The sequence below is a fragment of the Streptomyces sp. UNOB3_S3 genome (assembly GCF_020740895.1).
Taxonomy (GTDB): Bacteria; Actinomycetota; Actinomycetes; order Streptomycetales; family Streptomycetaceae; genus Streptomyces.
In genome coordinates, this window is record NZ_JAILXP010000043.1 from 17,569 (window position 1) to 28,981 (window position 11,413).

Below are 11,413 nucleotides of genomic sequence, written 5' to 3' on the forward strand. Positions count from 1 at the left end.
GCTCCCGCCTGGGGTGGGTTCGGCACCGCCGGGAGCCCGGCGGTGCCGAAGCCTCCTCAGCCCGTCAGCGCAGCGGCCCGCTGCTCCGGAACCGTCGCCGGAACCGTCCGGTGCGCCGGGTCACGGACCTCGCCCACGAGCATCTCGAGGACGTCCTCCAGCGCGACCAGCCCCAGCACCCGCCCCGACGAGTCCGCGACGGCGGCCAAGTGGGCGGCGGCGCGCCGCATCACGGTCAGCGCGTCGTCGAGCGGCAGCTCGGCACGGATCGTCTGGACGCGGCGCCACACGTGCTGCGGCACCGCCCGCTCCCGGTCCTCCAGGTCGAGGACGTCCTTGACGTGGAGGTAGCCCATGAAGGCCCCGCCCGGGGAGGCGCATATCGGGAAGCGGGAGTAGCCGGTCCGGACGGTGAGCTCCTCGACCTCGCGGGGCGTGACCGACGGGTCGACCGTCACCAGCGTGGCCGGGTCCAGCAGGACGTCCGTGACCGGGCGGCTGCCCAGCCCCAGCGCGTCCTCCAGCCGCTCCTGCTGCTCGGGCTCCAGCAGGCCGGCCTGCCGGGAATCGTCGACCAGCCGGTTGAGCTGCTCGCTGGTGAAGACCGCCTCCACCTCGTCCTTGGGCTCGACGCGGAAGAGCCTCAGCACCCCGTGGGCGCAGGCGCCGAGCAGCCGGGTGACCGGCCGGCACAGCCGGGCGAAGGTCACCAGGCCCGGCCCCAGCCACAGCGCTGCCCGGTCGGGGGCGGACATGGCCAGGTTCTTGGGCACCATCTCCCCGATGACCAGGTGGAGGAAGACCACCAGGGCCAGGGCGATCACATAGCCCAGCGGATGGATCAGCCCCTCGGGGAGGCCCATCGCGTGGAAGGCGGGCTCCAGCAGCCGGGCCACGGTCGGCTCGGCGACCGCGCCCAGCGTCAGGGAGCAGATGGTGATGCCGAACTGGGCCGCCGCCATCATCTCCGGCAGGCTCTCCAGCCCGGTCAGGACGGTACGGGCCCGCCCCGACCCCTCGGCGGCCTTCGGCTCGATCTGGCTGCGCCGTACGGACACCAGCGCGAACTCGGCGCCCACGAAGAAGCCGTTCGCCAGCACCAGCAGGACGGCGAACAGGAGTTGCAGCACGTTCATCGCCGCTCCCCCACCGGGACGGCGTCCGTACGGACGAACCGCACCCGCTCGGCGCGGTGGTGCCCGACCCGGCGCACCTGGAGCCGCCAGCCGGGCAGCTCGGCGCCGTCACCCGGGGCGGGGATGCGCCCCAGCAGGCCGGCGACGAGACCGGCGACGGTCTCGTAGGGGCCGTCGGGCGCCTCCAGGCCGATGCGGCGCAGAGCGTCGACGCGGCAGCCGCCGTCGGCGTCCCAGACGGCGCGCCCGTCCTCGCAGGCCACCGCCACCAGGTCCGGCCGGGCCGCGTCGAGCGCGTCGTGCTCGTCGCGCACCTCGCCGACGAGCTCCTCGACGATGTCCTCCAGGGTGACCACCCCGGCCGTGCCGCCGTACTCGTCGACGACCACGGCTATCGGCTGTTCGCTGCGCAGCCGCTCCAGGAGCGGCTGCACGGGCAGGGTGCCGGGGACGAGCAGCGGGGCGACGGCGATGCGCGCCACGGGGGTGCGCAGCCGGTCGTGGCCGGGGACGGCCAGCGCGTCCTTGAGGTGGACCATGCCGACGACCTCGTCGAGGCGCTCCCGGTAGACGGGGAAGCGCGAGAGGCCGGTGGCGCGGGTGAGGTTGAGGACGTCCTCGGCGGTCGCGGTGGACTGGAGGGCGCTGACCTTCACCCGGGGGGTCATGACGTGCTGGGCGGTCAGCCCGCCGAGGGAGAGGGTCCGCACGAACAGGTCGGCGGTGTCCTGCTCCAGGGCGCCGGCCCGGGCGGAGTGCCGGGCGAGCGAGACGAGTTCGCCGGGGGTGCGGGCGGAGGCCAGCTCCTCGGCGGGCTCCACGCCCAGGGCCTTCACCAGCCGGTTGGCGACCGTGTTCAGCCCGGTGATCACGGGCCGGAAGAGATGGGCGAAGACGCTCTGCGGGCCGGCCACGAAACGGGCGACCTGGAGCGGCCGGGAGACGGCCCAGTTCTTGGGCACCAGCTCGCCCACGACCATCTGCACGGCGGAGGCCAGCAGCATGCCGGTGACGACGGCGGCGCCCGGCGCGGCGGAGGCCGGCAGCCCGGTGGCCGCGAGGGGGCCGGTGAGCAGCCGGCCGAGCGCGGGCTCGGCGAGCATGCCGACCACCAAGGAGGTGATGGTGATGCCCAGTTGGGTACCGGAGAGCTGGAAGGACAGCTCGCGCAGCGACGCGACCACGGTCCGGGCCCGGGGGTCGCCCTCGGCGGCGGCCCGCTCGGCCTCCGGCCGCTCGACGGTCACGAGCCCGAACTCGGCGGCGACGAAGAAGCCGTTCGCCAGGATCAGCAGGAGCGCTGCCACGAGCAGCAGAAGAGACACGGTGATACTCATGACGCCGCCTCGCTGAGGGGGGCGGCGCAGGTACTACAGGACGATCCGTCCATTGCCGGAGTACGTCACTCCTCGGTTCGCAGGTGTCCCCGGTGCGGGGCGGGGCACGTGTGTGCCCGTGGCACCAGAGTAATCAAGGAACCGTCAACGGCATCGTCAGGTCACGAACCGGATCGCTCACGTCATGAACGTGATCGTTCAGGCGGGGAAACGAAGTGTGTCGCGCGTCAGTCCGCGGAGTGGACCGTGCCATGGGCGTCGACGAGCGCGCGCAGGGCGCGGGCGTCGGCGATGGCCCGCTGCTTGTCGATGCCGGTCTGGATGCCCATGGCGGGCAGGCTCGTTCCGTCGGAGAGGTCCAGGTGGACCCAGGAGTCGCCGGAGCGCAGATTGACCCGTACGATCTGCGCCCAGGCGAGCCGGCGGACGGTCGTCAGATTGGTGACGGTGACGCCGTCCTCGGTGGCGACGACCTTGGGCCGGCTGAGCAGGACCAGCACCCCGAGCCCGAGCAGCCCGGTGCAGATGAACGTGATCCGGTCCCCCGTGGTGAACGTCTCCAGCAGCAGCGACATCACCGTGAGCACGACCAGCAGGGTCACGCCGATGCCGAGGAGCACGGCGCGGGTGCGGGTCGGGCGGAAGGTGACGGGCAGCCGCGGCTGGTCGGCGTGCGGCACGGGGGTGGTCACGTCGGTGTTCTTCCTCGGGTCGGTGGGTGCTCGGGGGCCCTACGGGACCGTCAGATGCGGCAGGCGTGAATGCCGGTGGTCAGGATGGCGCGGGCGCCCAGCTCGTAGAGCTCGTCCATGATGCGCTGGGCGTCCTGGGCGGGGACCATCGAGCGGACGGCGACCCAGCCCTCGTGGTGCAGCGGGGAGACGGTGGGCGACTCCAGGCCGGGGGTGAGGGCGACGGCGCGCTCGACGTGCTCGACGCGGATGTCGTAGTCCATCATCACGTAGCGGCGGGCGACGAGGACGCCCTGCATCCGGCGGAGGAACTGCCGGACCTTGGGGTCGTCGGCGGGGGCGCCGTGGCGGCGGATGACGACGGCCTCGGACTTGAGGATCGGCTCGCCGATGATCTCCAGTCCGGCGTTGCGCAGGGTGGTGCCGGTCTCCACGACATCCGCGATGATCTCGGCGACACCGAGCTGGATGGCGGTCTCGACGGCGCCGTCGAGGTGGACGACGGAGGCGTCGACGCCGTTGTCGGCCAGGTGCTTGGTGACCAGGCCGGAGAAGGACGTGGCGATCGTCATACCGCCGAAGTCGCCGACGTCCTGGGCCGTGCCCGGGCGGGTGGCGTAGCGGAAGGTCGACCCGGCGAAGCCGAGCTGCATGATCTCCTCGGCCTTGGAGCCGGAGTCGAGCAGCAGGTCACGGCCGGTGATGCCGATGTCGAGACGGCCGGAGCCGACGTAGACCGCGATGTCGCGGGGCCGCAGGAAGAAGAACTCGACGTCGTTCTCGGCGTCGACGAGGACGAGCTCCCTGCGGTCCTTGCGCTGGCGGTAGCCGGCCTCATGGAGCATCGCCGACGCAGGCTCGGAGAGAGAACCCTTGTTGGGAACGGCGATGCGCAGCATGAGGTCGTTTTCCTTTTGTACGGAGAAAAGATGGGTGGGTGAGGTCTGTTGGATCCGGTGGATCTACAGATGAGCGTATACGTCGTCGAGGGAGATGCCCCGGGCCACCATCATCACCTGAAGGTGGTACAGCAGCTGGGAGATCTCCTCGGCCGTGGCCTCGGCGCCCTCGTACTCGGCGGCCATCCAGACCTCGGCGGCCTCCTCGACGACCTTCTTGCCGATGGCATGGACGCCCTTGCCCACCAGCTCGGCGGTGCGGGAGGTGGCGGGGTCGCCGGAGGCCTTCTGCTGGAGCTCGGCGAAGAGCTCCTCGAACGTCTTCTTGGACATGGTCCCCCTACCCTACGCCGCTCCCGGCCGCCTTCAGTGCCAGGGCTCGGAGACCGAGCGCAGGGTGACCGCCGTGGCGACGGCCGCGGTGACCGCCTCGTGGCCCTTGTCCTCGGCGGAGCCCTCCAGCCCGGCGCGGTCCAGGGCCTGCGCCTCGTCGTCGCACGTCAGTACGCCGAAGCCGACCGGGACGCCGGTGTCGACGGAGACCTTGGTCAGGCCCTGGGTGACGCCCTGGCACACATAGTCGAAGTGCGGGGTGCCGCCGCGGATGACGACGCCGAGGGCGACGATGGCGTCGTAGCCCCGGCCGGCCAGGACCTTGGCCACGACGGGCAGCTCCCAGCTGCCGGGGACGCGCAGCAGCGTCGGCTCGTCGATGCCGAGCTCGTGGAGGGCCCGCAGGGAGCCGTCGACGAGACCGTCCATCACCTTCTCGTGCCACTGTGCCGCGATCACCGCCACCCGGAGGTCCTGGCAGTTCTTCACACTCAGCTGGGGGGCGCCCTTGCCGCTCACGTACCGTCTCCTTGCGTCGCGTTGCTTCTGGTCACTGGTTGCCGCAGGCGGACACGTGCTCGCCGTCGAGCCACGGCAGGTCGTGTCCCATGCGGTCCCGCTTGGTGCGCAGATAGCGCAGATTGTGCTCCCCGGCCTGTACGGGCATGGGCTCACGGCCGTTGACCTTGAGTCCGTGCCGGACGAGGGCGGCGGTCTTGTCGGGGTTGTTGGTCATCAGCCGCAGCGAGCGCACCCCGAGGTCGGTGAGGACCTGCGCGCCGGCGGCGTAGTCCCGGGCGTCGGCCGGCAGGCCCAGCTCCAGGTTGGCGTCGAGCGTGTCGTGGCCGTTCTCCTGCAGCTGGTAGGCGCGCAGCTTGGGCAGCAGGCCGATGCCGCGGCCCTCGTGGCCCCGCAGGTAGAGGACGACGCCCCGGCCCTCGTCGGCGATCCGCTCCAGGGAGGCGTGGAGCTGGGGGCCGCAGTCGCAGCGCAGCGAGCCGAAGACGTCGCCGGTGAGGCACTCGGAGTGGACGCGCACCAGGACGTCCTCGCCGTCGCCGAGCTCGCCGGCGACCAGCGCGATGTGCTCGACGCCGTCGGTGGTGGAGCGGTAGCCGTAGGCCGTGAAGTCGCCGAAGGCCGTGGGCAGCCGGGTCTCGGCCTCGCGCCGGACGGTGGGCTCGGCGGCGCGGCGGTAGGCGATCAGGTCCTCGATGGAGATGATCGACAGGCCGTGCTTACGGGCGAAGGGGACCAGCTCGGGCAGGCGCAGCATGGCGCCGTCCTCGCCGGCGATCTCCACGATGGCCGCGGCCGGGCGGAGCCCGGCGAGGCGGGCGAGGTCGACGCCGGCCTCGGTGTGGCCGTTGCGGGCCAGGACGCCGCCGGGCTTGGCGCGCAGCGGGAAGACATGGCCGGGGCGGACGAAGTCGCCGGGGATGGCGGCCGGGTCGGCCAGCAGCCGGATGGTGATGGCGCGGTCGGCGGCGGAGATGCCGGTGTCGGTGCCGTGGGCGCGGCCGGCGTCGACGGAGACGGTGAAGGCGGTGCGCATGGACTCGGTGTTGCGCGTGACCATCTGCGGCAGGTCGAGCCGGTCGATGTCCGGCTCCTCCATGGGCACGCAGATCAGGCCGCGGCACTCGCTCATCATGAAGGCCACGATCTCGGTGGTGACCTTCTCGGCGGCGACGATGAGGTCGCCCTCGTTCTCGCGGTCGGCGTCGTCCACGACGACGACGGGCCGGCCCGCGGCGACGTCGGCGATGGCGCGCTCGACGGGGTCCAGGACGATCTCGTCGCTCGCGTACCAGCTCTGCAGGGCGGTCATGCCGCCACTCCTTCCGTAACAGTTGCCGTGGCCGCGTTGCTCATCCGCGAGCGCAGCCACCAGTCGCGCATGCCCCACAGGACGAGGGCGAAGTAGACGACGTAGACGAGGCCGGAGAAGGCGAGCCCGCTGTCGAAGGCGAGCGGGACGCCGACGACGTCGACGAGCAGCCAGGCGAACCAGAACTCCACCAGCCCGCGGGCCTGGGCGACCATCGCGGCGAGGGTGCCGACGAAGATGTACGCGTCCGGCCAGGGGTTCCAGGAGAGTTCGGGGACGGCCGTGAAGAGGGCGCCGACGGCGATCGTGCCGACGGCGGTGCCGGCGAGCAGCGCCGCGCGCTCGCGCCAGGAGGCGAAGCGGATGGCGAGGGAGCCGTCCTGGGCCTGCCGCCTGCCGCGGGTCCACTGCCGCCAGCCCCACGCCGCGACCCCGATGACCAGGAGCTGCTTGCCGACGCCACCGCTGAGGTGGGCGGAGGCGTAGGCGGTGACGAGGATGACGCCGGAGAGCAGCTGGGCGGGCCAGGTCCATATGGAGCGGCGCCAGCCGAGGGCGAGGGCGGCGAGGCCGATGGTGTTGCCGATCATGTCGGACCAGATCACCTTCTGGCCGAAGGCCGAGAATGCCTCCTGGCTGAGCCAGTCGAGGGCGCTCATGCGGCGGATCCCTCCTGGGCGCGGTCGCCGAGCAGCCGCTCGACGTACTTGGCGAGGACGTCCACCTCGAGGTTGACCGGGTCGCCGGCCTGCTTGACGCCGAGGGTGGTCAGGGCGAGCGTGGTGGGGATGAGGCTGATGGTGAAGAAGTCGTCACCGGCCTCGACCACCGTCAGGCTCACCCCGTCGACGGTGATGGAGCCCTTCTCCACCACGTAGCGGGCGAGCGCGGCCGGGAGGGCGACCTTCACGATCTCCCAGTGCTCGCCGGGCACGCGTTCGACGATGGTGCCGGTGCCGTCGACGTGGCCCTGGACCAGGTGGCCGCCGAGGCGGCCGCCGAGCGCCATGGGGCGTTCGAGGTTGACGCGGGAGCCGGCGGCGAGGGCGCCGAGGCTGGAGCGCTTGAGGGTCTCGGCCATCACATCGGCCGTGAACTCGCCGTCCGCGGTGTCCACGACGGTGAGGCAGACGCCGTTGACGGCGATGGAGTCGCCGTGCTTGGCGCCTTCGGTGACCAGGGGGCCGCGCAGCCGGAAGCGGGAGCTGTCGCCGAGCTCCTCCACGGCGACGACCTCACCCAGTTCTTCGACGATTCCGGTGAACACTGTCAGTTCTCCTCGATGGCGGAGGCGGTGGCGGGAGCGATGGGGGTGGCGGTGACGCGCAGGTCGGTGCCGAGGCGGGAGACGTCGGTGACGTCGAGGCGCAGTGCCCGGGCGATGGTGCCGATCCCGGCGTCGCCGAGGGCGGCCGGTCCGGCGCCCAGCAGGGCGGGGGCCAGATAGCCGATGACACGGTCGACGGCGCCGGCGGCCACGAAGGCGCCGGCGAGGGTGGGTCCGCCCTCCAGCAGGACGGAGCGGATCTCGCGGCGGTGGAGGACGTCGAGCAGCGCGCGGATGTCGAGGCCGTTGCCGCCCTCGGCGCGCGGCAGCCGTACGGTCTCGACGCCCGCGAGGTGGCGGGTGTCGGCGTCCTCGGCCACGGCGACGAGCGTGGGCGCGGCGTCGTCCAGGACGCGGGCGCCGGGCTTGACGGTGGCGTGGGTGTCGACGACGACACGCAGCGGCTGGGTGACGGTGCCCCGGCGCAGCGGCTCGCCGCGTACGGCCAGGTGGGGATCGTCGGCGCGCAGGGTGCCGGAGCCGACGACGACGGCGTCGGCCTCGGCGCGCAGCCGGTGGACGTCCGCGCGGGACTCGGCGGAGGTGATCCAGCGGCTGGTGCCGTCGGCGGCGGCGCTGCGGCCGTCGAGGGTGGCGGCGTACTTCCACACCACGAAGGGACGCGCCCGGCGCACGGAGGTGAGCCACGCGGCGTTGCCCTCGGCGGCCTGGCCGGCGAGGAGGCCGCCCTCGACGTCGACGCCGGCGGCGGCCAGGGTGGCCGCGCCGCCGGTGGCGGTGGGGTTGGGGTCGGCGACCGCGTAGACGACCCGGGCGACGCCGGCCTCGATGAGGGCCTGGGCACAGGGGCCGGTGCGGCCGGTGTGGTTGCAGGGTTCGAGGGTGACGACGGCGGTGGCGCCCCGGACGTCGTGGCCGGCGTCGGCGGCGGCGCGCAGGGCGGCTGCCTCGGCGTGGGGGCCGCCGGCCCGCTGGTGCCAGCCCTCGCCGAGGACCCGGCCGCGGGGGTCGAGGACGACACAGCCGACGACGGGGTTGGGACTGGTCGAGCCGAGGGCGCGGGCGGCGAGCGCGATGGCGCGTCGCATCGCGTCTGCTTCGGTCGCGGTGGCCACCGGGGTCCTCCTGCCTCGTCGGGCAACGGACTCCGGGGCGTCGTTCGAGGACGACGATGAGCGGGACCACAGCGGCGGGGACCGTCCGGCGGGGGACGGGAGAGGGTACGGCGGTGCCAGTGGTGAAACCGGTGGAACCGCCACCCATCCGCGTCACCTGTGACGGTGGTGCCGATGCGTGCCCGCCGCGCACTGCCTCCCATCCGGACTTTAACCGTCGGTCCAGGAATTTCACCTGGTCAACCGGCCACTGGCGGTGGTCGGGTCGCGGACTGTAACCGCCGGTTCGGATTTTCACCGACCCCGGAGTGCGCTGCGTAAAAAATTTTCGCTCAATAGTACAGGGTGCCTGACCTGCGGTTTCTTGATCCGCGGGCCGGACGTTCCGAGCGTACGCCGGGCGGCGGCGCGGTGTCCATGGGGACTTGACACAGTGCGCCGAGGCTCACACCGACGGCGACGAAGGAATAAGGAGGCTTGGTCCGGACCTATTGACGCACTGGTCTAGTCCTCTTAACCTCTGCCACACCTCCGAGGAGTAAGGCCCGCCGGTCGCGCACACCACGGGCCACAGCACGTCGCAAGCCCCCCACGCACCGCGCTCGCAAGAGCCCCCACTGTGAGGAACACGCTCGTGTTGTCCCTGAAGAGATCCCCCGGACCCCGCGTCCGAAGAGCCACCGCCCTCGCGGCGACGGGCACCGCGCTGGCCGGGCTGCTCGTCGGCACCCTCTCGGCCACCGCCTCCCACGCCCAGGACCAGTCCGCCTGCCGCCCCGACGGCCTCTACGCCACCCCGGGCGTCGACGTCCCCTACTGTTCCGTCTACGACGCCGCCGGCCGCGAGAAGATGGGCGACGGCCACCAGCGCCGCGTCATCGGCTACTTCACCGGCTGGCGCACCGGCAAGGACGGCACCCCCGCCTATCTGGCCCCCGACATCCCCTGGGACAAGGTCACCCACCTCAATTACGCCTTCGCGCACGTCGGGCAGGACGACAAGATATCCGTCGGCGCGGACGGCCCGGACAATCCCGCGACCGGAATGACCTGGCCCGGAACGGCCGGCGCGGAAATGGACCCGGCCCTCCCCTACAAGGGCCACTTCAACCTGCTCAACAAATTCAAGAAACAGCACCCGGACGTGAAGACGCTCATTTCCGTGGGCGGCTGGGCGGAGACCGGCGGATACATCGACGAGAACGGCAAGCGCGTCGACTCCGGCGGCTTCTACAAGACCGCCACGAACGCCGACGGCTCGGTCAACCAGGCCGGCATCGACACCTTCGCCGACTCCGCCGTCGCGTTCGTCAAGAAGTACGGGTTCAACGGCGTCGACATCGACTACGAGTACCCGACCTCCATGAAGGACGCCGGGAACCCCAAGGACTGGGCGCTCGCCAACGCCCGGCGCGGCGGCCTCAACAAGGGCTACACGGCGCTGCTGAAGACCCTCCGCGAAAAACTGGACCGGGCCGGTGCCGCCGACGGCAAGCACTATCTGCTCTCCGTCGCCGCCCCCTCCTCCGGATACCTCCTGCGCGGCATGGAGACCTACCAGGCCACGAAGTACCTGGACTACGTCAACGTCATGTCGTACGACCTCCACGGCGCCTGGAACGAATTCGTCGGCCCGAACGCCGCGCTGTACGACGACGGAAAGGACGCCGAACTCGCCAAGTGGGGCGTCTACACCACCGCCCAGTACGGCGGCATCGGCTACCTCAACGGCGACTGGGCCTACCACTACTTCCGCGGCGCCCTGCCGCCCGGCCGGGTCAACCTCGGCCTGCCGTACTACACCCGCGGCTGGAAGAACGTCACCGGCGGCACCGACGGCCTGTGGGGCCAGGCGAAGACGACCACCTGCCCGGCCGGCTCGGGCCTGACCACCTGCGGCGACGGCGCCGTCGGCGTCGACAACCTCTGGCACGACCTCGACGACGACGGCAAGGAGTCCCCCGCCGGCTCCAACCCCATGTGGCACGCCAAGAACCTGGAGAAGGGCGTCGCCGGCGACTACCTCACCCGCTACGGCTTCCCCGCCGGCACCAAGCTCACCGGCACCTACGCCCGCCGCTACGACGCGACCCTCACCGCGCCCTGGCTGTGGAACGCCGAGAAGAAGGTCTTCCTCTCCACCGAGGACGAGCAGTCCGTCAAGGCCAAGGCCCAGTACGTCGTCGACAAGGGCCTCGGCGGCACCATGATCTGGGAACTCGCCGGCGACTACGGCTGGAACGCCGCCAAGGGCCAGTACGAGCCCGGCACCACGCTCACCTCGGCGATGTACGACGCCTTCAAGTCCGCCCCCGCCTACGGCGCCCGGCGCGCGACCACCGATCTGCCCACCCAGGCCCTCGACATCGACGTCAGCCTCACCGACTTCCCCCTCGGCGACTCCAACTACCCCATCAGCCCCAAGCTGCGCATCACCAACAACAGCAAGACCACCGTCCCCGGCGGCTCCGAGTTCCAGTTCGACTACGGCAATGCGGCACCGGGCAACGCCAAGGACCAGTCCGGCTGGGGCCTGAAGGTCGTCCGCAGCGACCACACGGCGGCGAACAACATCGGCGGCCTCAAGGGCGACTACAACCGGGTCTCCCTGAAACTGCCCGCCTGGCAGTCGCTCGCCCCGGGCGCCACGGCCGTCGTCGACTACGTCTACTACCTCCCGGCCGCCACCCCGTCCAACTGGACGGTGAGCGTCGGCGGGACGACGTACGCGCTGGCCGGCGACCTGACCCGGGGCACGACCGTGGTCGACCCCGGCGGCGCC

Annotated in this window: 11 protein-coding genes and 1 riboswitch; of the genes, 1 reads left to right on the forward strand and 10 read right to left on the reverse strand. The window is 71.8% G+C overall.

Annotation, left to right across the window (positions count from 1 at the left end; translation table 11 throughout):
- Positions 1–56: 56 nt before the first annotated feature.
- The 10 genes from K6I33_RS07385 to ribD all read right to left on the reverse strand — a co-directional run bounded on the left by K6I33_RS07385 (position 57) and on the right by ribD (position 8,631).
- Positions 57–1,136: a hemolysin family protein gene (locus tag K6I33_RS07385; RefSeq protein ID WP_229349014.1), complete on the reverse strand. Its 1,080-nt coding sequence runs from the start codon at positions 1,134–1,136 to the stop codon at positions 57–59.
- Positions 1,133–2,467 carry a hemolysin family protein gene (locus K6I33_RS07390; RefSeq protein WP_229349038.1) on the reverse strand — a complete coding sequence of 445 codons (1,335 nt, stop codon included), beginning with the start codon at positions 2,465–2,467 and terminating at the stop codon, positions 1,133–1,135. Before K6I33_RS07390 ends, K6I33_RS07385 begins: the two co-directional genes overlap by 4 nt.
- Before the next feature lie 233 nt (positions 2,468–2,700).
- Positions 2,701–3,165, reverse strand: a complete 465-nt coding sequence (locus K6I33_RS07395) for a PH domain-containing protein (RefSeq protein WP_229349016.1) — start codon at positions 3,163–3,165, stop codon at positions 2,701–2,703.
- 50 nt (positions 3,166–3,215) lie between these two features.
- On the reverse strand, positions 3,216–4,064 hold the full coding sequence (hisG, locus tag K6I33_RS07400) for an ATP phosphoribosyltransferase (protein ID WP_229349019.1): 849 nt from the start codon (positions 4,062–4,064) through the stop codon (positions 3,216–3,218).
- A 63-nt stretch (positions 4,065–4,127) separates the two neighbouring features.
- Complete coding sequence (locus tag K6I33_RS07405) at positions 4,128–4,397, reverse strand: phosphoribosyl-ATP diphosphatase (RefSeq protein ID WP_071963644.1); 270 nt, start codon at positions 4,395–4,397, stop codon at positions 4,128–4,130.
- Between the two features lie 33 nt (positions 4,398–4,430).
- The gene (ribH, locus tag K6I33_RS07410; RefSeq protein WP_229349022.1) at positions 4,431–4,916 is read right to left on the reverse strand and encodes a 6,7-dimethyl-8-ribityllumazine synthase; all 486 of its coding nucleotides are present in this window, start codon (positions 4,914–4,916) and stop codon (positions 4,431–4,433) included.
- Positions 4,917–4,947: 31 nt separating this feature from the next.
- Positions 4,948–6,228: a bifunctional 3,4-dihydroxy-2-butanone-4-phosphate synthase/GTP cyclohydrolase II gene (locus tag K6I33_RS07415; RefSeq protein WP_229349025.1), complete on the reverse strand. Its 1,281-nt coding sequence runs from the start codon at positions 6,226–6,228 to the stop codon at positions 4,948–4,950.
- Positions 6,225–6,887, reverse strand: coding sequence for a nicotinamide mononucleotide transporter family protein (locus tag K6I33_RS07420; protein WP_229349028.1), 663 nt, complete (start codon positions 6,885–6,887; stop codon positions 6,225–6,227). The genes K6I33_RS07415 and K6I33_RS07420 overlap by 4 nt, the downstream gene beginning before the upstream one ends.
- The gene (locus K6I33_RS07425; RefSeq protein WP_229349031.1) at positions 6,884–7,495 is read right to left on the reverse strand and encodes a riboflavin synthase; all 612 of its coding nucleotides are present in this window, start codon (positions 7,493–7,495) and stop codon (positions 6,884–6,886) included. Before K6I33_RS07425 ends, K6I33_RS07420 begins: the two co-directional genes overlap by 4 nt.
- A gap of 2 nt (positions 7,496–7,497) precedes the next feature.
- Positions 7,498–8,631, reverse strand: coding sequence for a bifunctional diaminohydroxyphosphoribosylaminopyrimidine deaminase/5-amino-6-(5-phosphoribosylamino)uracil reductase RibD (gene ribD, locus K6I33_RS07430; RefSeq protein WP_229349033.1), 1,134 nt, complete (start codon positions 8,629–8,631; stop codon positions 7,498–7,500).
- Positions 8,632–8,816: 185 nt separating this feature from the next.
- A riboswitch (FMN riboswitch) is annotated at positions 8,817–8,947 on the reverse strand.
- Positions 8,948–9,274: 327 nt separating this feature from the next.
- Here ribD and K6I33_RS07435 point away from each other — a divergent pair.
- The coding region (locus tag K6I33_RS07435; RefSeq protein WP_229349041.1) for a chitinase C-terminal domain-containing protein at positions 9,275–11,413 on the forward strand (2,139 nt) is incomplete at its 3' end.

Bases quoted from the DNA above. Each gene is read 5' to 3' on its own strand.
- K6I33_RS07385 (WP_229349014.1), bottom strand. From the start codon at position 1,136: ATGAACGTGCTGCAACTCCTGTTCGCCGTCCTGCTGGTGCTGGCGAAC.
- hisG (WP_229349019.1), bottom strand. From the start codon at position 4,064: ATGCTGCGCATCGCCGTTCCCAACAAGGGTTCTCTCTCCGAGCCTGCG.
- K6I33_RS07405 (WP_071963644.1), bottom strand. From the start codon at position 4,397: ATGTCCAAGAAGACGTTCGAGGAGCTCTTCGCCGAGCTCCAGCAGAAG.
- K6I33_RS07415 (WP_229349025.1), bottom strand. From the start codon at position 6,228: ATGACCGCCCTGCAGAGCTGGTACGCGAGCGACGAGATCGTCCTGGAC.
- K6I33_RS07420 (WP_229349028.1), bottom strand. From the start codon at position 6,887: ATGAGCGCCCTCGACTGGCTCAGCCAGGAGGCATTCTCGGCCTTCGGC.